Annotated in this window: 19 protein-coding genes, 3 tRNA genes and 1 pseudogene; 11 read left to right on the top strand and 12 right to left on the bottom strand. The window is 71.4% G+C overall.

Features of this window, described 5'->3' with window-relative positions; genetic code table 11:
- Positions 1 to 44: 44 nt before the first annotated feature.
- Together ABZ818_RS00990 and ABZ818_RS00985 are read left to right on the top strand one after the other, a co-directional pair.
- Positions 45 to 800 carry an ANTAR domain-containing protein gene (locus tag ABZ818_RS00990; RefSeq protein ID WP_361408764.1) on the top strand — a complete coding sequence of 252 codons (756 nt, stop codon included), beginning with the start codon at positions 45 to 47 and terminating at the stop codon, positions 798 to 800.
- 66 nt (positions 801 to 866) lie between these two features.
- Positions 867 to 1,028 carry a hypothetical protein gene (locus tag ABZ818_RS00985; RefSeq protein WP_172632976.1) on the top strand — a complete coding sequence of 54 codons (162 nt, stop codon included), beginning with the start codon at positions 867 to 869 and terminating at the stop codon, positions 1,026 to 1,028.
- A gap of 160 nt (positions 1,029 to 1,188) precedes the next feature.
- Here the strand turns inward: ABZ818_RS00985 and ABZ818_RS00980 are convergent.
- The 3 genes from ABZ818_RS00980 to ABZ818_RS00970 all read right to left on the bottom strand — a co-directional run bounded on the left by ABZ818_RS00980 (position 1,189) and on the right by ABZ818_RS00970 (position 1,605).
- Positions 1,189 to 1,265 (bottom strand) — tRNA-Ile (locus ABZ818_RS00980).
- A 189-nt stretch (positions 1,266 to 1,454) separates the two neighbouring features.
- A tRNA-Asn gene (locus ABZ818_RS00975) sits at positions 1,455 to 1,527 on the bottom strand.
- 5 nt (positions 1,528 to 1,532) lie between these two features.
- Positions 1,533 to 1,605, bottom strand: a tRNA-Asn gene (locus ABZ818_RS00970).
- A 146-nt stretch (positions 1,606 to 1,751) separates the two neighbouring features.
- Between ABZ818_RS00970 and ABZ818_RS00965 the strand changes: the two genes are divergently transcribed.
- The 4 genes from ABZ818_RS00965 (at position 1,752) to ABZ818_RS00950 (ending at position 7,539) form a co-directional block, all read left to right on the top strand.
- A complete protein-coding gene (locus ABZ818_RS00965) occupies positions 1,752 to 2,054 on the top strand; it encodes a YtxH domain-containing protein (RefSeq protein ID WP_361408760.1) in 303 nt (100 codons plus the stop codon).
- A gap of 91 nt (positions 2,055 to 2,145) precedes the next feature.
- Positions 2,146 to 3,600 carry an FGGY family carbohydrate kinase gene (locus tag ABZ818_RS00960; protein ID WP_361408757.1) on the top strand — a complete coding sequence of 485 codons (1,455 nt, stop codon included), beginning with the start codon at positions 2,146 to 2,148 and terminating at the stop codon, positions 3,598 to 3,600.
- A 277-nt stretch (positions 3,601 to 3,877) separates the two neighbouring features.
- A complete protein-coding gene (locus ABZ818_RS00955) occupies positions 3,878 to 5,611 on the top strand; it encodes an ABC transporter ATP-binding protein (protein WP_361408754.1) in 1,734 nt (577 codons plus the stop codon).
- A complete protein-coding gene (locus ABZ818_RS00950; protein WP_361408751.1) occupies positions 5,611 to 7,539 on the top strand; it encodes an ABC transporter ATP-binding protein in 1,929 nt (642 codons plus the stop codon). The genes ABZ818_RS00955 and ABZ818_RS00950 overlap by 1 nt, the downstream gene beginning before the upstream one ends.
- Before the next feature lie 55 nt (positions 7,540 to 7,594).
- Here the strand turns inward: ABZ818_RS00950 and ABZ818_RS00945 are convergent.
- The 4 genes and pseudogenes from ABZ818_RS00945 to ABZ818_RS00930 form a co-directional block, all read right to left on the bottom strand.
- Positions 7,595 to 8,799: pseudogene (locus tag ABZ818_RS00945) on the bottom strand (RNA polymerase sigma factor).
- A 173-nt stretch (positions 8,800 to 8,972) separates the two neighbouring features.
- Positions 8,973 to 10,883 (bottom strand): DNA primase, encoded by a 1,911-nt coding sequence (gene dnaG, locus ABZ818_RS00940; RefSeq protein WP_361408748.1) that lies wholly within the window; start codon positions 10,881 to 10,883, stop codon positions 8,973 to 8,975.
- Positions 10,884 to 10,921: 38 nt separating this feature from the next.
- Positions 10,922 to 12,187 carry an FAD-dependent oxidoreductase gene (locus tag ABZ818_RS00935; RefSeq protein ID WP_361408745.1) on the bottom strand — a complete coding sequence of 422 codons (1,266 nt, stop codon included), beginning with the start codon at positions 12,185 to 12,187 and terminating at the stop codon, positions 10,922 to 10,924.
- Between the two features lie 194 nt (positions 12,188 to 12,381).
- Positions 12,382 to 13,728 (bottom strand): deoxyguanosinetriphosphate triphosphohydrolase, encoded by a 1,347-nt coding sequence (locus tag ABZ818_RS00930; protein WP_361408742.1) that lies wholly within the window; start codon positions 13,726 to 13,728, stop codon positions 12,382 to 12,384.
- A 270-nt stretch (positions 13,729 to 13,998) separates the two neighbouring features.
- On the opposite strand from ABZ818_RS00930, the gene ABZ818_RS00925 reads away from it, so the two are divergent.
- Positions 13,999 to 14,712, top strand: a complete 714-nt coding sequence (locus tag ABZ818_RS00925; protein ID WP_361408739.1) for an ElyC/SanA/YdcF family protein — start codon at positions 13,999 to 14,001, stop codon at positions 14,710 to 14,712.
- A gap of 193 nt (positions 14,713 to 14,905) precedes the next feature.
- Here ABZ818_RS00925 and ABZ818_RS00920 read toward each other — a convergent pair whose 3' ends face one another.
- Positions 14,906 to 15,367, bottom strand: a complete 462-nt coding sequence (locus tag ABZ818_RS00920; RefSeq protein ID WP_361408736.1) for a gamma-glutamylcyclotransferase family protein — start codon at positions 15,365 to 15,367, stop codon at positions 14,906 to 14,908.
- A 135-nt stretch (positions 15,368 to 15,502) separates the two neighbouring features.
- On the opposite strand from ABZ818_RS00920, the gene ABZ818_RS00915 reads away from it, so the two are divergent.
- Together ABZ818_RS00915 and ABZ818_RS00910 are read left to right on the top strand one after the other, a co-directional pair.
- Complete coding sequence (locus tag ABZ818_RS00915) at positions 15,503 to 17,146, top strand: M4 family metallopeptidase (RefSeq protein WP_361408733.1); 1,644 nt, start codon at positions 15,503 to 15,505, stop codon at positions 17,144 to 17,146.
- A 115-nt stretch (positions 17,147 to 17,261) separates the two neighbouring features.
- Positions 17,262 to 17,582, top strand: a complete 321-nt coding sequence (locus ABZ818_RS00910; RefSeq protein WP_361408730.1) for a hypothetical protein — start codon at positions 17,262 to 17,264, stop codon at positions 17,580 to 17,582.
- A gap of 56 nt (positions 17,583 to 17,638) precedes the next feature.
- Here ABZ818_RS00910 and ABZ818_RS00905 read toward each other — a convergent pair whose 3' ends face one another.
- Positions 17,639 to 18,043, bottom strand: a complete 405-nt coding sequence (locus ABZ818_RS00905; RefSeq protein ID WP_361408728.1) for a nuclear transport factor 2 family protein — start codon at positions 18,041 to 18,043, stop codon at positions 17,639 to 17,641.
- Between the two features lie 397 nt (positions 18,044 to 18,440).
- On the opposite strand from ABZ818_RS00905, the gene ABZ818_RS00900 reads away from it, so the two are divergent.
- Positions 18,441 to 18,977: a hypothetical protein gene (locus ABZ818_RS00900; protein ID WP_361408725.1), complete on the top strand. Its 537-nt coding sequence runs from the start codon at positions 18,441 to 18,443 to the stop codon at positions 18,975 to 18,977.
- Between the two features lie 172 nt (positions 18,978 to 19,149).
- Entirely contained in the window at positions 19,150 to 19,767 is a 618-nt protein-coding gene (locus ABZ818_RS00895; protein ID WP_361408722.1) for a class F sortase, read from the top strand.
- 18 nt (positions 19,768 to 19,785) lie between these two features.
- On the opposite strand, the gene ABZ818_RS00890 is transcribed toward ABZ818_RS00895, so the two are convergent.
- The 3 genes from ABZ818_RS00890 to ppdK all read right to left on the bottom strand — a co-directional run bounded on the left by ABZ818_RS00890 (position 19,786) and on the right by ppdK (position 24,539).
- Entirely contained in the window at positions 19,786 to 20,568 is a 783-nt protein-coding gene (locus ABZ818_RS00890) for a TSUP family transporter (protein ID WP_361408719.1), read from the bottom strand.
- Between the two features lie 127 nt (positions 20,569 to 20,695).
- The gene (locus ABZ818_RS00885; protein WP_361408716.1) at positions 20,696 to 21,622 is read right to left on the bottom strand and encodes an oxidoreductase; all 927 of its coding nucleotides are present in this window, start codon (positions 21,620 to 21,622) and stop codon (positions 20,696 to 20,698) included.
- 169 nt (positions 21,623 to 21,791) lie between these two features.
- Positions 21,792 to 24,539, bottom strand: a complete 2,748-nt coding sequence (gene ppdK / locus ABZ818_RS00880) for a pyruvate, phosphate dikinase (RefSeq protein WP_361408713.1) — start codon at positions 24,537 to 24,539, stop codon at positions 21,792 to 21,794.
- Positions 24,540 to 25,276 lie beyond the last annotated feature (737 nt).

Below are 25,276 nucleotides of genomic sequence, written 5' to 3'. Positions count from 1 at the left end.
CGCGAGGACGCGCGAGGGCTGCCGAGGACGGACGGGGCGGGGACATGGCCGCAGCGGCATCACGATCTCACGCACGACGGCGGAACACCCCGGCCGGCACGCTCACCGTCGACGTCCGCACGGACCCGGTGGCCGACCGGACGTCGCTCACCGCGCGCGGGGAGCTGGTGCACGGCTGCGCGGAGGCCCTGGCCCAGGCGTTGACCGAGCTGCCGCCGGACGTCGGCCGGGTCGATCTGGACGTGTCCGGGGTGACGTTCATGGACACCGCCGGACTGGAACTCCTGGACAGCCTCGACGACCACGGCCGGCGTCCCCCGGTCCGGGTGACCGCGACCGGCTGGACGGGCCAGCCGCGCCGCGTCCTGGAGCTGACCGGCCTGGACACCACGGACCCGCCGCACCCGTCGGCCGCCGCCGCGGGACCGGAGCCGCCCGCGCCGCCGCTCACCTCCGCGGTGGCCCTGGAGCGGACGGAACGGCTGCTCCAGCTGCAGACGGAGGTCGAGCAGCTCCGCCGGGCCATCTCCTCGCGCCCGGTGATCGACCAGGCCCGCGGTGTCCTGATGGCCACCCACGCGTGCACCGCGGAACAGGCCTGGGACGTCCTCCGGGAGGCCTCCCAGCGCTCCAACACCAAGCTGCACGCGGTGGCCGCCGCGATCACCGCGGGCGCGCGCGACGACGGCCCCGCACCGCCGCGGAAGATCCGCTCGGCACTGCGCACCGCGCTGGCGCGGCACACCGGCCCGGACACACCCCGGCCCGGAGACGGCACGGACGCGCCGCGGACACGGTGACGGCCCGGCCACCGGGGTACCCGATATGCGGACGAGTGACCAGTCCCGTCCGCAGGAGTCACCACCATGAGAGAGCACACCCCATCCCAGGCCGAGGGCGAACGCGACGACGAGGACACGCAGCGCGCCGCAGGACCGCCGGACACGCCGTACCCGACCCCTTCCCAGGCCGAGGGCGACCGCGACGATCTGCCGGAGACCGCCGACCCCGCCGACGACCGTTCCTGAGCAGCCCGTCAGTAGCCCGTCCGCGCCTGCCGTTGCTCCGGCCGAGTGCAAAACGGGCCAACACGCGCCGAAGGCCCCCGGATCCAGTTCCGGGGGCCACAGACTTGCTGGGAGTGACCCGCGAAACCGCTGGTCACATCGATTCTGCGCGGGTAGCGCCTGGTGGGGCGGGTGGGACTCGAACCCACGGCCGACGGATTATGAGTCCGCTGCTCTAACCGGCTGAGCTACCGCCCCGTTGCGGCGCGTCGCGTACAAGTGTGCGCGCCGTCTGCCGCAGCATAGCCGCTCATACGATCTCCTGCTTCGGATGGTCGTCTTCCGCGGCTGTTCACGACCTTGAGGACTTCACCGCGGCCGCGGCGGTTCCCCGGGGACATGAAACCGGACATGAAAAAGGACCCCGAAGGGTCCTCGTTCACCATGCTCCCCCGACTGGACTCGAACCAGTAACCTGCCGGTTAACAGCCGGCTGCTCTGCCAATTGAGCTACGGAGGACCGAGCTCCCCCGACTGGACTCGAACCAGTAACCTGCCGGTTAACAGCCGGCTGCTCTGCCAATTGAGCTACGGAGGAATGCCTCGTTGCATCGAACGCACCTACCTGGGTATCCGCCAGGGGGCGCGCGCTCGCTGCGACACATACATTAGCGCAAGCAGGGGGGTGCTCCGCCAATCGGTTCTCCCCGGCTGTGACCTCGAGGCAAGGGAAGGGTGGCCGCCATGCGTTACCGGCTCACGTTCATCGCAGGGATCGCCGTGGGTTACGTGCTGGGCACGAGGGCCGGACGTGAGCGCTACGAGCAGCTGAAGAAGTCCGCCCGTCAGATCGCGCAGAACCCCGCCGTGCGCAACACCGCCGAGACCGCGGCCCAGCAGGGCCGGCAGTTCGCGGGCAAGGCCTACCACACGGTCAGCGAGAAGGTCGGCGACCGCGTTCCCGAATCGGTCGCCCAGCGGGTGCGCTCCCTGCGCGCCCACGCCAACGGCAGCGGCGAGGACGACTGGGGCACCAGCAACACGTGAGCGGCCCGCACCGGCGGGACCGCGCGCACCCCCCGCGACGTCGGGGCTACCGCGGCCCGAGCAGGCCCGGCGGTACGGCAGAATTTTCGCCATGGGGATAGTCGCCGGGTTGGACAGTTCGCCCGATTTCACTCGTATCGTCGTTTGTGACGCGGACACGGGGTCCGTACTCAGGCAGGGATATGCGCCACATCCGGTCGATACCCCAGAGGGCGGCGGGCGCTCCGCCGACGTCGATCCGCAGGCCTGGCTGCTGTCCCTCGGGGAAGCCGCGGGCGGCGGACTCCTGGAGGGCGTGCAGGCGATCGGCGTCTCCGCGCAGCAGAACGCGCTGATCCCGATCGACGCCCAGGGCGCCACCGTGCGGCCCGCGCTGGTCGGCGGCGACCGGCGGGCACAGGTCGCCGCGGCCGACCTGATCGACGCGCTCGGCGGCCGGGAGGCCTGGGCGCAGGCGGTCGGCTGCGTGCCGCAGGCCCCGCTGCCGGTGACCAAGCTGCGCTGGTTCGCCAAGAACGAGCCCGAGGCCGCCGGGCGCACCGCGCTCCTGCTCCAGGCGCACGACTGGCTGGTGTGGCAGCTGCTGGGGCGGCCGATGCGCCGCACCACCGACCGCGGCGGCGCCTCCGGCACCGGCTACTGGTCCGCCGCCACCGGCGCCTACCGGCCCGACCTGGTCGAGCTGGCGCTCGGCCGGCAGGCCGCGCTGCCCGAGGTGATCGGCCCCGCCGAGGCGGCCGGCACCACCCCGGAGGGGCTGCTGATCTCGGCCGGGACCGGGGAGACCATGGCCGCCGCCTTCGGACTGGGACTGGGCCTGGGCGACGCGGTCGTCTCCCTCGGCGCCTCCGGTTCCGTGATGGCCGTTCACCCCGAGGCGCTCGTCGACCAGACGGGGATGATCACCTCGCTCGCCGACGCCACCGGCATGCACCTGCCGGTCGTGACCACGCTGAACGCGGTACGGGCACTGCGCGGCACCGCCGAACTGCTGGGCGTGCCCGACCTGGAGGGCCTGTCGGACCTGGCGATGAAGTCGACGCCGGGCTCGCACGGACTCGTGCTGCTGCCCTATCTGGAAGGCGAGCGGACACCCAGCCTGCCGCACACCGCCGGGATGCTCGCCGGACTCCGGCGCGAGTCGATGAAGCCGGAGCACGTGGCGCGGGCCGCGTTCGAGGGCATGCTGTGCGGGCTCGCGGACGCGCTCGACGTGCTGCGCGGCCGGGGCGTGGAGGTGCGCCGCGTCTTCCTGCTCGGCCCCGCCGCGGAGCTGTCCGCCGTACAGGCCGTGGCGCCCTCGGTGTTCGGCGCGCAGGTCGTCGTACCGCAGCCGGCCGACTACGCCGCGATCGGCGCCGCCCGGCAGGCCGCCTGGGCGCTCGGCACCTCCCAGGGCACCCTGGATCCGCGCACCCCGCCGGCCTGGCAGGGCGCGGTGGCCCAGATCCTTGAGCCCGGCGAGGATCTGGCGGTGGGCCAGGCGGTGCGCCAGCAGTACGTGTCGGTGCGTGAGCAGGTTCACCCCGGGGCCTTCCAAGGGTGACGACCGCCCCACGAGCCTTTTCGTCCGCACAAGCTTTTTCCGGCTTATCGGGCATAAAGGTCGGTCGTATTGTCCGCAACGTGCATCCTTACGGGGGCGTTTGGGGCATAACGGTTCACTCGTGCGGTGGGTCCGACGACACGGGGTCAACGGACGACCCGGCCCCGGTCGTTGACCCGCGGTCGAGTTAATCGGTTGAGGTAACGCGGGTGGAGTGTTCGACGATAGGTGCCAGGGGACATCGACTGCCCCCACCGCCGACTCCGAGAGACCCAGCGTGCTCATTCGACTCCTGCGGACCTATCTCAGGCCCTACAAGAAACCCATAGCCCTCCTGGTGCTGCTGCAGTTCCTGCAGACCTGCGCCACGCTGTACCTGCCCACCCTGAACGCCCACATCATCGACAACGGTGTGGTGAAGGGTGACACCGGCTACATCCTGACGTTCGGTGCCGTGATGATCGGCATCTCACTGGCGCAGGTCGTGTGCAACATCGGTGCCGTCTACTACGGCGCCCGCACCGCCTCGGCGCTCGGCCGGGACGTACGGGCGGCCGTGTTCGACCGTGTGCAGTCCTTCTCTGCCCGCGAGGTCGGCGGCTTCGGGGCGCCCTCCCTCATCACCCGGACGACGAACGACGTACAGCAGGTCCAGATGCTGGCCCTGATGACGTTCACCCTGATGGTGTCGGCGCCCATCATGTGTGTGGGCGGTGTCGTCCTGGCCCTCGGCCTGGACGTGCCGCTGTCCGCGGTGCTGGTCGCCGTCGTCCCCGTGCTCGGCATCAGCGTGACCCTGATCGTGCGCCGGCTGCGTCCGCTGTTCCGGTCCATGCAGACCCGCCTGGACACCGTGAACCGGGTGCTGCGCGAGCAGATCACCGGCAACCGCGTGATCCGCGCCTTCGTCCGCGACGAGTACGAGAAGGACCGCTTCCGCGGGGCCAACGGGGACCTGACGGAGATGTCGCTGGCCACCGGCCGGCTGCTCGCGCTGATGTTCCCGATCGTGATGACGGTGGTGAACCTGTCGTCCATCGCCGTGGTGTGGTTCGGCGCCCACCGCATCGACAGCGGCGGGATGCAGATCGGCGACCTGACCGCGTTCCTCGCCTATCTGATGCAGATCGTCATGTCCGTGATGATGGCCACCTTCATGTTCATGATGGTGCCGCGCGCGGAGGTGTGCGCCGAGCGCATCCAGGAGGTCCTGGACACCGAGTCCAGCGTCGTGCCGCCCGTCGCGCCCGTGACCGAGCTGCGCCGCCACGGCCATCTGGAGATCCGCGGCGGCGGCTTCCGCTACCCGGGCGCCGAGGAGCCCGTCCTGAAGGCCATCGACCTGCTCGCCCGCCCCGGCGAGGTGACCGCCGTCATCGGCTCGACCGGCAGCGGCAAGTCCACCCTGCTCGGTCTGGTGCCCCGGCTGTTCGACGCGACCGACGGGGAGGTCCTCGTCGACGGCGTGGACGTACGCACCGTGGAGCCGGAGCTGCTCGCCAAGACCGTCGGCCTGGTGCCGCAGAAGCCGTACCTGTTCGCGGGCACCGTGGCGACCAACCTGCGCTACGGCAACCCGGACGCCACCGACGAGGAGCTGTGGCACGCGCTGGAGGTGGCGCAGGCCAAGGACTTCGTCAGCAAGCTGGAGAACGGCCTGGACGCGCCGATCGCCCAGGGCGGCACCAACGTCTCCGGCGGCCAGCGCCAGCGCCTGGCCATCGCCCGCACCCTGGTGCAGCGCCCGGAGATCTACCTCTTCGACGACTCCTTCTCGGCCCTCGACTACGCCACCGACGCGGCCCTGCGGGCGGCGCTGGGGCGCGAGACCTCCGAGGCGACCGTCGTCATCGTCGCCCAGCGCGTGGCGACCATCCGCGACGCCGACCGGATCGTCGTCCTGGACGAGGGACGGGTCGTCGGCACCGGCCGCCACCGCGAGCTGATGGCGGACAACGAGACCTACCGGGAGATCGTGCTCTCCCAGCTGACGGAAGCGGAGGCTGCCTGATGGCCGGGCCGATGGGGCGGATGATGTCCGGGGGCGGGCCCGACAACCGCTCGATGGACTTCAAGACGTCGAGCAAGCGGCTCATCACCCAGTTCAGACCCGAACGGATCACGCTCGCCGCCCTGGTGCTGTGCGTGGTCGTGAGCGTCACGCTCAGCGTGATCGGGCCGAAGATCCTCGGCAAGGCCACCGACCTGGTCTTCGCGGGGATCGTCGGTCGGCAGATGCCGGCCGGGGCGACCAAGGACGAGGTCCTCGCCTCCATGCGGGAGCGCGGCCAGGGCTCGATCGCCGACATGCTGAAGAGCACCGACTTCACCCCCGGCAAGGGCATCGACTTCGGCGCCGTCGGCGAGGTCCTGCTGTTCGCGCTGGGTACGTTCCTGGTGGCCGGCCTGCTGATGGCGGTGGCGACCCGGCTGGTGAACCGGTCGGTGAACCGGACCATGTTCCGGATGCGCGAGGACGTGCAGACGAAGCTGTCGCGGCTGCCGCTGTCGTACTTCGACAAGCGCCAGCGCGGCGAGGTGCTGTCCCGCGCCACCAACGACATCGACAACATCGGGCAGACGCTGAACCAGTCGATGGGCCAGCTGATCAACTCGGTGCTGACCATCATCGGCGTGCTCGTCATGATGTTCTACGTCTCCTGGATCCTGGCGCTGGTCGCGCTGGTGACCGTGCCGCTGTCGTTCGTCGTCGCCACGCGCGTGGGCAAGCGGTCGCAGCCGCACTTCGTGCAGCAGTGGCGCTCGACGGGCCAGCTCAACGCGCACATCGAGGAGATGTACACCGGGCACACCCTGGTGAAGGTGTTCGGACGCCAGGAGGAGTCGGCGAAGCAGTTCGCCGAGCAGAACGAGGCGTTGTACGAGGCCGGGTTCAAGGCGCAGTTCAACAGCGGCGTCATGCAGCCGCTGATGATGTTCGTCTCGAACATCAACTACGTGCTGGTGGCCGTCGTCGGCGGTCTCCGGGTCGCGTCGGGCACGCTGTCCATCGGCGACGTGCAGGCCTTCATCCAGTACTCGCGGCAGTTCTCGATGCCGCTGACCCAGGTGGCGTCGATGGCGAACCTGGTGCAGTCCGGCGTCGCCTCGGCCGAGCGCGTCTTCGAACTGCTGGACGCCGAGGAGCAGACGGCGGATCCGGTGCCGGGCGTGCGGCCTCAGGAGCTGCGCGGGCGGGTCGCGCTGGAGCAGGTGTCGTTCCGCTACGACCCGGACAAGCCGCTCATCGAGGACCTGTCGCTGACGGTGGAGCCGGGGCACACGGTCGCGATCGTCGGTCCGACCGGCGCGGGCAAGACCACACTGGTCAACCTGCTCATGCGGTTCTACGACGTCACCGGCGGGCGCATCACGCTCGACGGCATCGACATCGGGAAGATGTCGCGTGACGAACTGCGGTCCGGGATCGGCATGGTGCTCCAGGACACCTGGCTGTTCGGCGGCACCATCGCTGAGAACATCGCCTACGGCGCCTCCCGCGAGGTCACCCGCGGCGAGATCGAGGAGGCGGCGCGGGCCGCGCACGCCGACCGGTTCGTCCGTACGCTGCCCGACGGCTACGACACCGTGATCGACGACGAGGGCTCCGGGGTGAGCGCCGGTGAGAAGCAGCTCATCACCATCGCCCGGGCGTTCCTGTCCGACCCGGTGATCCTCGTCCTGGACGAGGCGACCAGCTCGGTCGACACCCGTACCGAGGTGCTGATCCAGAAGGCGATGGCCAAACTCCAGCACGGCAGGACGTCGTTCGTCATCGCGCACCGGCTCTCCACGATCCGGGACGCGGACACGATCCTCGTCATGGAGAACGGCTCCATCGTCGAGCAGGGCGCCCACGACGAGCTGCTGGCGGCCGACGGGGCGTACGCGCGCCTGTACAAGGCGCAGTTCGCGCAGGCGGTCGCCGAGGTCGACTGACCGGCGGTGCGTGCTGCTGTCGGGGGGCCGCTCGCCCGGGGTGAGCGGCCCCCCGTCAGTCCAGGTAGCCGCGGAGCTGGTCGGCGAAGGCGTGGTCGCGCAGCTTGTTGAGGGTCTTGGACTCGATCTGACGGATCCGCTCCCGCGTCACGCCGAAGAGGCGTCCTATCTCCTCCAGCGTGCGCGGGCGCCCGTCCACGAGCCCGTACCGCAGCTGCACGACCTTGCGCTCGCGCTCCCCCAGCGTGGACAGCACGGCCTCCAGGTGCTCGCGCAGCAGCAGGAACGCCGCCGACTCCACGGGCGAGGCGGCGTCGCCGTCCTCGATCAGGTCACCGAGGGCGACCTCGTCCTCCTCGCCGACCGGGGCGTGCAGGGAGACGGGCTCCTGGGCGAGCCGCAGGACCTCGCTCACCCGCTCGGGCGGCAGGTCGAGGTGGGCGGCGACCTCCTCGTGGGCCGGCTCGTAGCCCCGCTCCTGGAGCATCCGCCGCTGCACCCGCACGACCCGGTTGATGAGTTCGACGACGTGCACGGGCACGCGGATGGTGCGGGCCTGGTCGGCCAGGGCCCGGGACATGGCCTGGCGGATCCACCAGGTGGCGTAGGTGGAGAACTTGTAGCCGCGGGCGTAGTCGAACTTCTCCACGGCCCGGATGAGCCCGAGGTTGCCCTCCTGCACGAGGTCGAGCATGGTGAGCCCCCGGCCGACGTACCGCTTCGCCACGGACACCACGAGCCGCAGGTTGGCCTCGATGAGCCGGCGCTTGGCCATCCGGCCGAGGACGACGATCCGGTCCAGGTCCAGAGCGAGCCGGCTGTCCAGGTCAGGGGTGGTGGTCAGCTTCTCCTCCGCGAACAGGCCGGCCTCCACACGCCGGGCCAGTTCGACCTCCTCGGCCGCGGTGAGCAGCGGGATCCGGCCGATCTCCCGCAGGTACTGGCGGAACAGGTCGGAGGACGGACCGCCGCTCTCGGTGCGGGCGGGAACCGGCTCGGGAAGCTCGGACGGGGCCTCCGGCTCCGCCTCGGGGTAGTGCGCGCCCCGGCCCTGCGGGGGTACGGCCGCGACGACGTCGGCCTCCCCCAGGTCCGGGACCGGTCCGGCGAGGCCCGGGCCGGTGGCGATATCGGTCTGGGTGAGGGTCTGGGTCTGCACGGGGGCGACCTCCAGGATGATCGCTGCTGAGGTGTGCGGCAGCGGTACTAGGGGGGCGGAGTCGGCGGCCTCGCCACCGTCCGTCCCGTCGCGAGGAGCACAGCCGCTCAGATGTGGGACCCGTGGGAGACGGAGCGGCCGCGCTCCGAGGACTCAGGCAACCGGACCCAGTGTGGGGTACGACACATCACCACCACGAGGGGCGTGCGATGACTTTTTGCGTCCGGTCCGTTACCGGCCGGTTACGCAGACCGCCCGACGGTCGGGCCGGCGCTCACAGTGCCGCCGCGCCGCGCTCCCGCAGAGCCTGGTCGTATTGCTGGAGGATCCACAACTCGTTCTGGGCGGAGGCCAGTTGGGCGGGGTCGCCGCCGGTGCCGAGGCGGGCGACCGTGCTCTGGAGGTCGCGGATGCGGCGTTCGACCGCGCGACGGCGGACCGTCACCAGCTGGGCACCCGCGTAGGCGTCGTCGACCTCCCGGCGGAGCAGGATCGCCTCCACCGCCAGCTCGGTGACCATCGCGCGGACCGTGTCGTCCGGGGCGGCCTCGCGGACGCGGGCCAGGTACTCCTGCGGGTCGCCCACGCCGTACTCGGCGCCGCCCGCGTCCAGGACCGCCTGGCGTACGGCGGCGTAGGACGGGGCGGTGAACTCGTCCACGCCGTAGGCGTCGAAGGCCGGTGAGACCAGCTCCGGGCGCTGCAGGGCGAGTTTGAGCAGTTCGCGTTCGGTGGCGAAGACCGGGTTGCGCAGGTTGAGCGCCGGGCCCCGGGACGCGGGGCGCGTCGGCGCTTGCTCCTGCCTCGGGCCCCTCTGCCGCTGGTCCGGCGCCGGGCCGCGGCCGCCGCGCTCGCGTGCCCAGCGGGCCAGCTGGGCCACCCGCTTGACCACGAACTGGGTGTCGAGGATGCCGAGCAGTCCGGCGAGCTGCACCGCGACCTCGTGCTGGGCGCCGCTGTTCTTGATCCGGGCGACGACGGGCGCGGCCTCGTCCAGGGCGCCGGCCCGGCCGGCCGGGGTGTCGAGGTCGTAGCGGGCCACGATCTGGCGCAGCGCGAACTCGAAGAGCGGGGTGCGCGGTTCGACCAGGTCGGCGACCGCCTCGTCGCCCTTGGCCAGGCGCAGGTCGCAGGGGTCCATGCCGTCCGGGGCGATCGCGATGTAGGTCTCGGCGGCGAACTTCTGGTCGTCCTCGAAGGCTCGCAGGGCCGCCTTCTGCCCTGCCGCGTCGCCGTCGAAGGTGAAGATCACACGCGCCGAGCCGTTGTCCATCAGCAGCCGGCGCAGGATCTTGATGTGGTCGCCGCCGAACGCCGTGCCGCAGGTGGCGATGGCGGTGGGCACGCCGGCCAGGTGGCAGGCCATGACGTCGGTGTAGCCCTCGACCACCACCGCGCGGGAGGTCTTCGCGATCTCCTTCTTCGCCAGGTCGATCCCGTACAGCACCTGGGACTTCTTGTAGATCGCCGTTTCGGGGGTGTTGAGGTACTTCGGTCCGTTGTCCGCCTCGTACAGCTTGCGCGCGCCGAAGCCCACCACGTCGCCGCCGATGTCGCGGATCGGCCACATCAGCCGGCCCCGGAAGCGGTCGATGGGGCCGCGGCGGCCCTCCTGGGCGAGGCCGGAGAGGATCAGCTCCTTGTCGGTGAAGCCCTTGCCGCGCAGAAAGCGGGTGAGGTGGTCCCAGCCCTGGGGGCTGTAGCCGACGCCGAAGTGGACGGCGGCGCCCTGGTCGAAGCCGCGCCCGGCGAGGAAGACCCGGCCGGTCTCGGCCTCGGCGGAGCTCGCGAGCTGTTCGGCGTACCAGTCGGCGGCCAGCTTGTGCGCCTCCACCAGGCGGATGCGCTCGCCGCGCTGGTGGGTGGGGTTGTACCCACCCTCCTCGTAGCGCAGGGTGATGCCGGCCTGTGCGGCCAGCCGCTCGACCACCTCCGAGAAGGAGAGGTGGTCGATCTTCATCACGAACGTGATGGTGTCGCCGCCCTCCTGGCAGCCGAAGCAGTGGAAGAGCCCCTTGCTCGGGCTGACCTGGAAGGACGGCGACTTCTCGTCGTGGAACGGGCACAGGCCCTTGAGGTTGCCGCCGCCCGCGTTCCGCAGCTGGAGGTACTCGGACACCACGGCGTCGATCGGGACCGCGTCCCGTACCGCCTTCACGTCCTCGTCGTTGATCCGTCCTGCCACGCCAGAAGTCTACGGTGGTCGCCGAGGCTCCCGTCCGGCTACGGGGCCAGGCTGCCCAGCGGCACGTGCGGGTCCGCGAGCGCCTCCGTGTCCACGTGTGCCTTCGTGCGGATCAGGCGCTGGATCGGGTCCGTGACGTCCCACACATTGACGTTCATCCCGGCCAGGACACGGCCCTCCTTCACCCAGAACGCGATGAACTCGCGCTTTCCGGCGTCTCCGCGGATCACCACCTCGTCGTACGAGCCGGGGGGCGCCCAGCCGCTGTACTCCATGCCCAGGTCGTACTGGTCGGTGAAGAAGTAGGGCACGCGGTCGTACACGGCCTCCTGGCCGAGCATCGCGCGGGCCGCGGCCGGGCCGCCGTTGAGCGCGTTGGCCCAGTGCTCCACCCGCAGCCGGGTGTCGAACAGCCCGTGCGGGAAGGAGGCCACGTCACCGGCCGCGTAGATGTCCGGGTCGGACGTGCGCAGCCGCTCGTCCACCTTGATGCCGCCGCCGTGGGCGCGGTCGGCCAGCTCCAGGCCCGCCGACTCCGCCAGGGCGAGGCGCGGCGCGGCGCCGATCGCGGCGAGCACGTCGTGGCAGAGGTGCTCCTCGCCGTCGTCGGTCCGGGCGGCGAGCACCATGCCGTCCTGCCCGACGATCTCGGTCAGCCGTGCGCCGAAGTGGAAGCGGACGCCGTGCTCGCGGTGCAGGTCGGCGAAGAGCTGGCCCAGCTCGGGGCCGAGCGCGTGGTGCAGCGGGGTGGCGGACGGCTCGACGACGGTGACCTCGGCGCCGTACTCGCGGGCCGCTGCCGCGACCTCCAGGCCGATCCAGCCGGCGCCCGCGATGACGAGGTGGCCGTTGTCCCGGCCGAGGTGGGTCAGGACGTGCTTGAGGCGCTCGGCGTGGGCGAGGCGGCGCAGGTGATGGACGCCGGCGAGGTCGGTGCCGGGGATGTCCAGGCGGCGCGGCTCGGCGCCGGTGGCCAGCAGCAGCTTGTCGTAGCGCACATGGGTGCCGTCGTCCCCGTAGTGGACGGTCCTGGCGGCGCGGTCGATCGCGACGACCGTCTGGCCGAGGTGCAGTTCGATGTCGTTCTGCGCGTACCAGGCGGGCTCGTGCACGAAGACGCTGTCGCGCTCCTCCTTGCCGAGCAGGTAGCCCTTGGACAGCGGCGGCCGCTCGTAGGGGTGGTCGCGCTCGTCGCACACGAGGATCACGCGGCCGCTGAAGCCCTCCGCGCGCAGGGTCTCGGCCGCCTTCGCGCCGGCCAGACCTCCTCCGACGATGACGAATGTCTGATCCGCGTCGACCACTTGATGCCTCCTCGTAAGGGTGCCGCCACATGGGAGCGTCCCGCACGGAGCGTGGTGCGGGAAGAGGGAGTGGCCCGATCAGGCCACGGAGGGTCACCTGCGGACCCGGTCGGGGCCACGGGGTTCACTCGGGTCCCACCCGTACCACGGGTGTCTGTAAACGTGCTGTCAATGTCATACGCGCTCTCTCGAAGTCATGCGTGCCCTCTCAGGCGCGCGTGAAGCGAACGGGCCGAGGCGTCGGTGAGGGAGGCGATCTGGTCGACGAGCACGCGCTTGCGCGCACCGTCGTCGGCGGCCTGGTCGAACAGGGCGCGGAACTGGGGGTCGAGGCCGTGGGGGGCGCGGGCGGTCAGCGTCTCGGCCAACTCGGCGACCACGATCCGCTGGTCGGCGCGCAGCCGCTCCTGCTCGGCGCGCTGCATGACGTACCGGTCGGCGACGGCCTTGAGGACCGCGCACTCCATTCGGGTGGTCCGGGGGACGACGAGCTCCGCGCCGTAGCGTGTGAGGCGCCCGCTTCCGTACCGCTCTCTGGTGGCGCCCTCGGCGGCCAGGCAGAAGCGGCCGATGAGCTGGCTGGTGGCGTCCTTCAGGCGGGCCTGGGCGACGGCCGAGCCGTCGTATCCGTGCGGCCACCACTCCTGGTCCAGGAGGCTGTCGAGGGCCTCGGCGAGTTCCCCGGGGTCGGTGCCGGCCGGGACGTAGCGGCCGACGGCGACCGCGAACACCGCCTGCCGCTCGGGTTCGGCGTGCAGGCAGCCCGGGTCGATGTGGCCGGCGTGCAGCCCGTCCTCCACGTCGTGCACCGAGTACGCCACGTCGTCCGCCCAGTCCATGACCTGGGCCTCGAAGCAGGTGCGGGTGCCGGGCGCGTCCTTGCGCACCCAGTCGAAGACCGGCCGGTCGTCCTCGTAGACACCGAACTTGGGCGAGGCCGGGTCGGTGGGATGGGCGCCGCGCGGCCAGGGGTACTTGGTGGCGGCGTCGAGGGCGGCGCGGGTGAGGTTGAGGCCGACGCTGACGAGTTCGTCCGTGGCGGCGTCGACGACGAACCGCTTGGGCTCGATGCGGGTGAGCAGGCGCAGGGACTGGGCGTTGCCCTCGAAGCCGCCGCAGTCCCGCGCGAACTCGTTCAGCGCCTGTTCGCCGTTGTGCCCGAAGGGCGGGTGGCCCAGGTCGTGCGAGAGGCAGGCCGCCTCCACCAGGTCGGGGTCGCAGCCCAGGGCGGCGCCCAGCTCACGACCGACCTGGGCGCATTCGAGCGAGTGGGTGAGCCGGGTGCGGGGGCTGGCGTCCCAGACCTGGCTGTGATCGCCCGGCGTGACCACCTGGGTCTTGCCGGCCAGCCGTCTGAGGGCCGCGGAGTGCAGCACGCGCGCACGGTCGCGCTGGAAGGCGGTACGCCCCGGCCGCTTGTCCGGCTCGGCGGCCCACCGCTCGACGGCCGGCGCCTCGTAGCCGGCGGGCGGCACGTGGTTCTCGGGCGGCCGGGGGGCGTGCCGGCTCGGGTGGGCTGCCTCGGATGCGATCCCTTCCATGGTTCGACAGTAAGCGCAGGTACCGACAATCGGGATGTCACCGTCCGTCTCCGGTCCGCGACGGTGTGCGTGTCGAGTGCGTGTCGCGTGCGTGTCCCGCTCCGCCGGGCCGAGGCGGGCGCGGGGCCCTCCCGGACTCCGCTGCTGTGTCTGTCGTGTCTGTCGTGTCCGGCGTCACAGGAATGGGTCAGGGGCGGGTGAACCGGGGTGGCGTGCGCCGCGTCCTTGCTGATCGAGGGCCGTGGGGCCGCCTGGGGAGGGGACTGACCGATGCGCTTGACGCATGCGCCGCGCACGTCGCGCGGACTGTCGTGGACACGTCCGCGCTTGCCGCGCACCCGCGCCGGGCGGCGGCTGCTGGTGCAGGCGGTGGTGGCCGGGTGCGTGCTGGCCCTGCTCCCGGCGACCTGGATGTACGTCGTGGCCGGCGACAGGCTGCGCACCACGGCGGACGCGCCGCGCACCGACGTGGCCGTGGTCTTCGGCGCGGGCCTGTGGGAAGGGGAGCCGTCGCCGTACCTGGCGCACCGGCTGGACGCGGCGGCGAAGCTGTACCACGAGGGCCGGGTCAAGGTGCTCCTGGTGACCGGCGACAACAGCCGCGAGGACTACGACGAGCCGGACGCCATGCGCGCCTACCTGACCAGGCGGGGCGTGCCCGGCGTCCGGATCGTGAGCGACTACGCCGGCTTCGACACCTGGAGCTCCTGCGTCCGCGCGAAGAAGATCTTCGGCGTGGACCGGGCGGTCCTGGTCACCCAGGGGTTCCACGTCCGGCGCGCGGTCGCCCTGTGCGACGCGGCGGGCATCGACTCCTACGGTGTCGGCGTCGACGCCAAGCACGACGCCACCTGGTACTACGGCGGCACCCGCGAGGTGTTCGCGGCCGGCAAGGCGGCCCTGGAGGCGGTGTTCCAGCCCGACCCGAAGTTCCTGGGCCGCACGGAGCACGGGGTGGCCAGGGCCCTGGCCGACGCCGGGTAGGGCCCACGGTCCGCATCCGCACCCCACGGGTGGTCACGCGGAGTTCCTACCGCGGGCCCTCATGCTCCGCGGGCGGGACGTGTTCGGTGTACGGGGGCTGGACGCCGAAGGTCCCGATCACCGTCTCGTGGGGCTCCGGCACCTCGTTGCGAACGGGTCGTCGCCGGCCCGGCCCCGGTCGCGTCGCCGCCCGTCAGGCCCGGTGCCGTGTGTGCCGCGTTCGCCAGTCCCCGCCCTCGATGCGCGAGCCCTCGGTGCGCAGGTGCCGGGTGACGGACGGTCCGGCGACGTAGACCCAGGCGCGTACGGACGCTCCGTCGGTCTCGCGGACCACCTCGCGCTCGATGCGCTCGTAGAGGCTGCGCGGGTCGCCGGCCACGTATCCCTCCAGCCGGTCCAGGGCGGTGAGCACCTCGCCGTACTCCTCCGGCCGGGCGGCGACGAGGTCGCCCCGCACCAGCCCGCCGGGCTCCTCCACGGCGTAGGGATAGCCGGGTCCGTCGTAGAGCACCGCGCCGGACAGCCGGGCGGGCTCCTCGGAACGGGTGCGGCCGCGCAGGAACAGGCCGTGGTTGCCCTCGCCGGGGCGCAGGGTGCCGTAGACGAAGAACGGAAGCGGTGCGGGCGGCGGCGTCGGAGCAGTCGAAGTCGTCACGGAAACGATTCTCTCTCCCCTGAACACCCACCCTGCGGACGCTATGGACATGACATGTCATGAGCACTTAAATCACTGGGCAACGCCAGCGCAACCCCCAAGCGCCCCCCGGGGCGCCCGCGCTCAAGGAGACCGATGAGTCGGACACGGCACATCCGAGCTTCCCGCCTTGCCACAGCCGGCGTGGCCGCCACCACCGCCACCCTGCTGGCCGCCGCCCTCTCCCCCGCCGCGCACGCGGAGGGCAGACCCGACCGGGCCGCCGCGATCCACAACGCCGCGTCGGCGCTCGTGAACAACTCCACGGCCCTGGGCCTCTCCTCCGCCGAGGCCACCACCGTACGGGACGTGATCGTCGACAAGGACGGCACGCAGCACGTCCGCTATGACCGCACGTACCACCAACTTCCCGTGCTGGGAGGTGACTTCATCGTCCACCTGGCCACGGACGGCAGCTACCGCGACGCCGACCGGGCCTCGAAGGGCACGGTTTCCCTCCCGAGCACCACGCCCCGGCTCTCCGCCCCGAAGGCGGCCGACCTCGCGGTGAACGCGCTGCGCGCCAAGAACCCGGGCACGAAGCTGCGACAGGTCAAGGCCAAGCCGGAGTTGATCGTCGACGCCCTGCACGGCGCCCCGCGCCTGGCCTGGCGCACCGACGCGGTCGGGCTCGACTCGCTCGGCAACCCGGTGGCCCGTACGGTGCTGACCGACGCCCGCACGAGTGCGCAGATCGATGCCTGGGACAGCATCGAGACGGCGACGGGGGACGGCCAGTCGCTCTACAGCGGAACGGTGCCGCTGGAGACCACGCTCTCGGGCTCGACGTACCAGCTCAAGGACCCGACGCGCGGCAACACGTACACGGGCGACGCGGCGAACAAGACCGACCTGTGCTTCTTCGGCATCTGCTTCCAGCGTGCCCCCGCGACGGTGTTCACGGACGCCGACAACCACTGGGGCACGGGCACGACCGCGGACCGCGCGACGGCGGCGGTCGACGCGCAGTACGGCACCAACGAGACGTGGGACTACTACAAGAACGTCCACGGCCGCAACGGCATCGCGGGCGACGGCAAGGGCTCGTACAACCGCGTCCACTACGGCAGCAACTACAACAACGCGTTCTGGGACGACAGTTGCTTCTGCATGACGTACGGCGACGGTGACGGCACCACGTTCGGTCCGCTGGTCGCCCTCGATGTGGCCGGCCACGAGATGAGCCACGGCGTGACGTCGAAGACGGCGGCACTGACGTACTCGGGCGAGTCCGGCGGCCTGAACGAGGCCACCTCCGACATCCTGGGCACGCTGGTGGAGTGGTACGCCGACAACCCCTCGGACCCCGGGGACTACCTGATCGGCGAGAAGATCGTCCGCTCCGGCTTCGGCAAGTCGGCCCTGCGCTACATGGACAAGCCCTCCAAGGACGGCAGTTCGGCCGACTGCTGGAGCAGTTCGGTGGGCAACCTCGACGTCCACTACTCCTCCGGCGTCGCCAACCACTTCGCCTACCTGCTCGCCGAGGGCAGCGGCGCCAGGACCGTCAACGGCGTCGCCTACGACTCCCCCACCTGCAACAACTCCTCGGTGACGGGCATCGGCCGCGACAAGCTCGGCAAGATCTGGTACCGGGCCCTGACGGTCTACATGACGTCCTCCACGAAGTACGCGGGCGCGAGGACGGCGACCCTGAACGCCGCCAAGGACCTCTACGGCGCCGGTGGCACCGAGTACAACGCGGTGGCAGCGGCCTGGAGCGCGACCAACGTGAACTGACAGCTCGGCTCCCGAGCGTTGCGGCCGCCCCCGCCTTCCCGGCCGGGGCGGCCGCAGCACGTCCGGCTCGACGGGACGACCACCTGGACGGCCTTCCGCCGCCTGGCCGCCCGCGGTGCGGCACCCGTACGAACGCGCGCTGTCCCTGGCCCGGCAGGCGGTGGCGGACGGCGCCCGCTCCCGGCGCGGCGATCCCGGGATGGGGATCGACATCGACGTCGGCGACGACGAACAGTTCGCGGTGCTCTCGGACTTGGCTCCCTGCACGATCAACGCCGAAGGATGGCGGGGGGACCGGCTGGTCTTCAGCGCCAGTGACTCGGGAACGTCCCTGTGGATCACCGTCACACGGGGACAAGAGGAGGAACTCCTGGCCCGGTTGAACGCGCTGGGGATCCCGTCGACCGCGCTTGCCGTCCGGCGACGTGAACGCTGAGGCACCTCCGGACAGCACGTATATGGCGGAGCTTGCCGCGCAAGTCCGGAGTCCGGTCAGGCCCTGGTGATGTTCCTGCCCGGCATCGGCTCCGCGAGTGCCGTCCGCCATTCGGGTGCGCCGAAGACGTCCGCGAAGTACTGGGTCTCGTGCACCACTTGTCCGTGGGCGAACTCCATGATGCTCACCGAGTAGGTGGGCACCCCGTCGTAGGTGATGACACACTCGCTCACCCACAGGTCCCCGCCGCCGGCGATCCGGTGGACGGTGAAGTGCCGATTGGCGGGGTGCCCGCCACGTTGCGCCGAGATCGTCGCGCGGCCCCGGAATCGTTCACCTGACTGGGGGTAGTCGAGGATCGCGTCCGCGGCGTAGATGGCGTGCTCGGCCTCGGTGTCCCCGCGTTCCGATGCCCGCCAGTGTTCCTCGATCGCGGCCCTGGTCCGGATATCGGGATCCATCGCTTTGTCCCTTCCGCGGGCGGCCGGAGCGTTCCCGGGTACCCGGGAACGCTTCGAGGCTTGCTCCCAGGGCGCTCGGCCGTCGAACGTCATGGGCAGCGGTGGCAGCGTAGACCGCCCGGTGCGGCGGCTCGGGCACCCGTTCACCCTCATGTCCCGCGCCCTTCCGGGTGGTCTCCGACGTGCCGTCAGGAGAACGGCGTTGACCTGCCGAAATTCGGCCACGGGGCGGTCCGGGGCGGGTGGTCCTACCACCCGTTCGTCGCATTTCTGACAGGCCTTCAGCAAGCGGGAACGGCGCCGGGCCACTTACCTCGATAGGGCAAGGGCACGGCCGACGGCGGCACACGCGGGTGTCGCGGGCCGTGGCCCCACCGCAGAGCCCGGAGGAGCACCGATGCGACGTATCGCCCGCCGGCCGGCCAGGGCCATGGCCGGGGCCGTGCTCACCGCGGCCGCCGTGGGCGGTCTGGCCGCGCCCGCGTACGCTGCGGCCGGTGGCAGCCTGGAGGTGAATCCGTACTCGGTCCAGCCGGGCGGTCAGGTCACGGTGAACACCAAGGGGTGCGGCAAGAAGGCGTCCGCGGCGGGTGACGCCAGCGCGGTCGGCGCGGGTCCCTTCACGCTGGCGCCCAGCGCGCACGAGGGCGAGGCCGTCGGGCGGTTCCGGGTGCCGGAGAGCGCGCAGCCGGGGACGTACGAGATCGTCGCGCAGTGCGCCGAGGGCGACCAGGAGGTCAGGGGCGACCTGGTCGTCACGCTGATGGCCGCTCAGGAGCAGGTGGAGCCCCGGGGAAGCGTGAAGACGGGGGTCGGCGGCAGCGAGCTGGACCGCGACCCCGTGAAGACCGCGGCCGGTGTGGCGGCTCTCGCCGTCGCCGCCGCGGGCGGTACCTGGCTCCTGCATCGCCGGGCGAGAGGCGACGGGATCTGACGGGCATCCTCCGCTGTCCGTCCGCCAGTACCGCATGTCCCCGCCCCCTTCCGGGTGCGACGCCCCTCGCGGCCCGGAGGGGGGTGCGGGGCACCGAGTCCGGGAGGGGTCCCAGAGGGGCCGAAAGGGGGGCCGGAAGGAATCCCGCGGGATTCCGAGAGGGGTCGTCCCTATGCGCATAGGCAACGCCGCGATAGCAACCGTCACCGTGGTCTCCTTCTGCTCCGGCGCCTGGCTGCTGCACAGCGGCGCCGAGTCCCACGCCCCGCCCCAGCCCGGTGCGGCGGAGGGCGTGCTCGACCCCGGTGAGGAAGCCCGCGCCGCCCCCGCGCTGCCACCGTCCCCGCCCCTGCGCATCCGCATCCCCTCCATCCGGATAGACGCCCCCCTGACCGGCCTCGCTCTGACGAAGTCCGGCAGCCTCAACGCCCCTCCCGCCGACAACAAGAACCTGGCCGGCTGGTACGAGGCCGGCACCACCCCCGGCGAGCGGGGCACCGCGATCGTCGCCGGCCATGTCGACAACGCCCAGGGACCCGCCGTCTTCTACAACCTCGGCGCCCTGAAGAAGGGCAGCACCATCGAGGTGGACCGCCGGGACGGCGGCGTCGCCGTCTTCACCGTGGACGCGATCGAGGTCTACGAGGCCAAGGACTTCCCCGACGAGAAGGTCTACGGCGCCGCCAAGCGCCCGGAACTGCGCGTCATCACCTGCGGCGGCGGCTACTCGAAGACCACCGGCTACCGGGGCAACGTGGTCGTCTTCGCCCACCTGACCGGCAGCCGCTGAGCCCGGCATGACGAGGCCCTAGGCCACCCACTGCTGGTAGGCCATGTTCGCCACCAGGGCGAACACCACCGTCAGCAGCACGATCCGGACGAAGCCGCTGCCCTTCTTCAGCGCGGTGTGCGCGCCCAGGGCGCCGCCCGCCAGGTTGAACACCGCCAGGACGGCCGCCAGTTGCCACAGGATCGCGCCCTGCCAGGCGAAGGTGGCCAGGGCGCCCGCGTTGGTGCAGCAGTTGACGATCTTGGCGGTGGCGGAGGCGGTCACCAGGTCCAGGTGGAGTACGGCGGTCAGCGCCAGGACGAGGAACGTGCCGGTACCGGGGCCGATGAGGCCGTCGTAGAAGCCGATGCCGAGGCCCGCGAGGCCGATCGCCGCGAGGATCCGGCGGCGGGTGGCCGGGCCGGGCACCGGGGCGGTGCCGAACGAGGGACGCAGGATCACGAAGGTTCCCACCCCGAGCAGCACCACCATGATCACCGGCTTGAGCACCTCGGTGCTCATCCCGGCCGCGAAGAACGCCCCGGCGGAGGACCCGGCGAGCGCGGCCAGCCCGATGCGGACGGCGGTGCGGACGTCCACGGGCGCCCGGCGGACGTAGGTCACGGCCGCTCCGGTCGTGCCGACGATGGCGACCGCCTTGTTGGTGCCGAGCGCGGCCGCGGCCGGGGTGCCGCCGGGCAGTCCCAGCAGCAGGGCCGGCAGCAGCAGGAGCCCGCCCCCGCCGACCACGGCGTCGATCCACCCGGCCGCGAACGCGGCGAGGCACAGCAGGACGACCACGGTCAGCGATATGTCGGGCATGATCGCGACCCTAGGCAGGGATGCGTGCGCGGTCCACGTATCTGAGGGTCTTTTGAGGTCCGAGGGCCATGTGAGGTACGGCCGGCTCAGTCCTCCAGGACGCCTCGCCCCAGTGCTTCAGGGCGCCTCAGTGCTTCAGGGCGTCGTACGACACCCCGGTGAGCCCCTCGGACGCCTCCCAAAGCAGCAGGCCGCCCCTGTCGTCCAGGGTCCAGGGCGCCCGCCAGGACGGGGCCGGGGCTCCGCGCCACATGGCGAAGGACGGGCCGTGGAAGGAGTCGGGGCGCACGCCGGGGGCGGTGGCCGCGTACAGAGTGGGCAGGGCGCCCGCCTCGGCCGGCTGGGCGACGACCCGGTTGCCGGCCTCCATGAGCCGTTCGGCCGTCCGGCGGCCCTCCGCCCGTGGCCCCGCGGTCTGGAGGTTGGTGGCGGCGTATCCGGGGTGGGCGGCGGCCGCGACCACGTCGGACCCGGTGGCCGCGAGCCTGCGCGCCAGCTCGTGCGTGAAGAGCAGGTTGGCGGTCTTGGAACGGGCGTAGGCGATCCAACGCCGGTAGCGGCGCTCGCTGTTGAGGTCGTGCAGATCGACGTTGGCCAGCGCGTGCATCATGCTGGAGACGGTCACGACGCGGGCGCCCGGCGTGTCGAGCAGCCTGGGCAGCAGCAGCCCGGTGAGGGCGAAGTGCCCCAGGTGGTTGACCCCGAACTGGGTCTCGAACCCGTCCGCCGTCGTCCCGTACGGCGGCGCCATCACCCCGGCGTTGTCGACGAGCAGATCGAGCCGCTGGTACGGGTACCCGTCCGCGAACTCCCTCACAGATCCCAGGTCCCCGAGATCCAGCCGCGCGAACTCGACCTCCGCGCCTGGCACTTCACGCGCCATCCGATCGGCCGCCGCACTCCCCCGCGCCTCGCTCCGGCACGCCAGCACCACCCGGGCGCCCCCGCGGGCCAGTTCCCGCGCGGTGACGAGACCGAGCCCGCTGTTGGCCCCGGTGACGACCGCCGTACGGCCGCTCTGGTCGGGCATGTCGTGCGTGTTCCAGCCGGGCATGGACGGCTCCCTGGTGACGGAGGGACGGCGGGCACCTGTGATCCAACGTAGGAGAGGGGCGGCACCCCCGCACGGGATGCCGCCCCTCTTCTTTCGTGGACCGGAGTCCTCGTCGTAATCGGTAGTGAGGGTCGGGGACCACGACGAGGACTCCGGGGTCTGTTACCGGCTACCGGTGGTCGCTGCCCTCCGCCTCGACCGACGCCCGGCCGGCCTCCAGGCGTGCCACCGGGATACGGAAGGGGGAGCAGGAGACGTAGTCCAGGCCCACCTCGTGGAAGAAGTGGACGGACTCGGGGTCGCCGCCGTGCTCGCCGCAGACGCCGAGCTTGAGGTCCGGGCGGGTGGCCCGGCCGGCCTCGACGGCGGACTTCACCAGGGAGCCGACGCCGTCCCGGTCGATCGTCTCGAACGGCGACACCCCGAAGATGCCCTTCTCCAGGTAGGCGGTGAAGAACGACGCCTCGACGTCGTCACGGCTGAAGCCCCACACCGTCTGGGTCAGGTCGTTCGTGCCGAAGGAGAAGAACTCCGCGGCCTCGGCGATCTGGCCCGCGGTCAGCGCGGCGCGCGGCAGCTCGATCATCGTGCCGATCGCCAGCTTGAGCCGCGTGCCGGTCGCCGCCTCGACCTCGGCGATGACCTGGTCGGCCTCCTCGCGGACGATCTCCAGCTCCTGGACGGTGCCGACCAGCGGGATCATGATCTCGGCGCGCGGGTCGCCCTTGGCCGCCCTGCGCTCGGCGGCCGCCTCGGCGATGGCGCGGACCTGCATGGTGAACAGGCCGGGGACGACCAGGCCGAGGCGTACGCCGCGCAGTCCGAGCATCGGGTTCTGCTCGTGCAGGCGGTGCACGGCCTGGAGCAGGCGCAGCTCGTTCTCGTGCGGCTCCTGGCGGGACTCGGCGAGGGCCACGCGCACCGACAGCTCGGTGATGTCGGGCAGGAACTCGTGCAGCGGCGGGTCGAGCAGGCGGACCGTGACCGGCAGGCCGTCCATGGCCTCGAACAGCTCCACGAAGTCTTGCTTCTGGAGCGGCAGGAGCTGCTTGAGGGACTCCTCGCGCTCGGCCTGGGTGTCGGCCAGGATCAGCCGCTCGACCAGCCCGCGGCGGTCGCCGAGGAACATGTGCTCGGTACGGCACAGGCCGATGCCCTGGGCGCCGAAGCGGCGGGCGCGCAGCGCGTCCTCGGCGTTGTCGGCGTTGGCGCGCACCCGCAGGCGGCGCTTGCGGTCGGCGAAGGCCATCATCCGGTGGACCGCCTCGACGAGTTCGTCCGCGTCGTCGGCGCCCGGGTGCATCCGGCCCTCGAAGTACTCGACGACCGGGGACGGGACGACCGGGACCTCACCCAGGTACACCTTGCCCGAGGAGCCGTCGATGGAGATCACGTCGCCCTCCTCGACGACGTGCCCGCCGGGGACCGTCATCCGGCGGCGCTTGGTGTCGACCTCCAGGTCCTCCGCGCCGCAGACGCACGTCTTGCCCATGCCGCGGGCGACCACGGCCGCGTGGGAGGTCTTGCCGCCGCGGGAGGTCAGGATGCCCTCGGCCGCGATCATGCCGTCCAGGTCGTCGGGGTTGGTCTCCCGGCGGACCAGGATGACCTTCTCGCCCGAGCGGGACCACTTGACGGCGGTGTACGAGTCGAAGACCGCCTTGCCGACCGCCGCGCCCGGGGAGGCGGCGATGCCGCGGGCGACCTGCGCGACCTTGGCCTCCTCGTCGAAGCGCGGGAACATCAGCTGCGCGAGCTGGGCCCCGTTGACCCGCTTCAGAGCCTCGGCCTCGTCGATCAGGCCCTGGTCGACGAGCTGGGTGGCGATGCGGAACGCGGCACCGGCGGTCCGCTTGCCGACGCGGGTCTGCAGCATCCACAGCTGGCCGCGCTCGATGGTGAACTCGATGTCGCAGAGATCCTTGTAGTGGTTCTCCAGCGTCTCCATGATCTGCATCAGCCGGTCGTACGACTTGCCGTCGATCCGCTCCAGCTCCGCCAGCGGGACGGTGTTGCGGATGCCCGCGACCACGTCCTCGCCCTGCGCGTTCTGCAGGTAGTCGCCGTAGACGCCCTGCTGGCCGGAGGCGGGGTCGCGGGTGAAGGCGACGCCGGTGCCGGAGTCGGGGCCGAGGTTGCCGAACACCATCGAGCAGATGTTGACGGCCGTGCCGAGGTCGTGCGGGATGCGCTCCTGACGGCGGTAGAGCTTGGCGCGCTCGCCGTTCCAGGAGTCGAAGACCGCCTTGATGGCGAGGTCCATCTGCTCGCGCGGGTCCTGCGGGAAGTCCCGGCCGGCCTCCTTCTTGACGATCTTCTTGAAGGTGGTGACCAGCTTCTTCAGGTCGGCGGCCTCGAGCTCGGTGTCGACGGTGACCTTCTTGGTCTCCTTGGCCTTGTCGAGGGCGTCCTCGAACAGCTCGCCCTCGACGCCGAGGACGGTCTTGCCGAACATCTGGATGAGGCGGCGGTAGGAGTCCCAGGCGAACCGGTCGTCGCCGGCCTGCTTGGCCAGGCCCTGGACGGACTTGTCGGACAGGCCGATGTTCAGGACGGTGTCCATCATGCCGGGCATGGAGAACTTCGCGCCGGAGCGGACGGAGACCAGCAGGGGGTCGTCGGGCTGGCCGAGCTTCTTGCCCATCTTCTGCTCGAGCGCGTCGAGGTGCGCGCTGACCTCGTCACGGAGTGCCGCGGGCTCCTCGCCGCTGTCGAGGTAGACCTTGCAGGCCTCGGTGGTGATCGTGAAGCCCGGCGGGACCGGAAGGCCCAGGTTCGTCATCTCGGCCAGGTTCGCGCCCTTGCCGCCGAGGAGGTCCTTGAGGTCCTTGTTGCCCTCGGTGAAGTCGTAGACGAACTTCACGCCCTCAACGCTGTTGCCGCGATCGGCTACCTGGAGATCTTTGTTTTCCGACACGGGTCTCGACTCCTCGAGGACGCGGTGGCTGCCCTGACGGCGAGGAACATACCCAGATCGAAGGCCGATGGGTACGTCCACTTGTGGGTCATGCGCCCGTAACCAGTCGTCCGCCAGCGGATCGAAAGTCAAGGCTTGGCAAGCCGTCGGGTGCAGATGTTTTCACTTCTTGAACGAATCAACGCTCGTAGACGCGCCTAGCCGCTCAGATGAGCGACCCTCAGCGCGTTTGTTTTCGATCGATGAACGATCGAGGAGTGGCACTGAGTGCCACTCCTTGGAGAAGTGCAGCCGCTCAAGATCCGCTCATCTGAGCGCAACCCTTATCAAGGGTGGCGAGAATCACGCTGCCACAGGCGCTCGGATTTCACCATGCGGACGGCTCCCGGCCCCTCGGCCGGGGCTCCGTTTGCCGGGTGTTTGCCCGGCGCCGGTGAACACGGGCGAGGGCCCGGCCGTACGGGGAGTGCGGCGGGCCCCAGCGCGGCCCGCCGCCTCAGCGACGCCGCGCACGGAAGGACCCTCGGGTGCCTCAGCACACGGATACACGCCAGTCATCGGGCGCACCATCGGACTCGGCCGGAGAACCGGCGTCGCGCGGCGGCGGGACCGAGGCCGCCGCCACTCCGCACCCGACGGAGCCGGGCGCGGGCGCGGAGGCGGGCGCGGTTGGGTCGGGTGTGGAGGCGAGCGCAGGCGGGGCGGGCGCAGGCGCGGAGGCGAGCGCCAAGTCGGGC

This window comes from Streptomyces sp. NPDC047453 (genome assembly GCF_040643155.1).
Taxonomy (GTDB): Bacteria; Actinomycetota; Actinomycetes; order Streptomycetales; family Streptomycetaceae; genus Streptomyces.
Note: the sequence above shows the minus strand (reverse complement) of the source record. Positions and strands in the feature narration are given on the sequence as shown.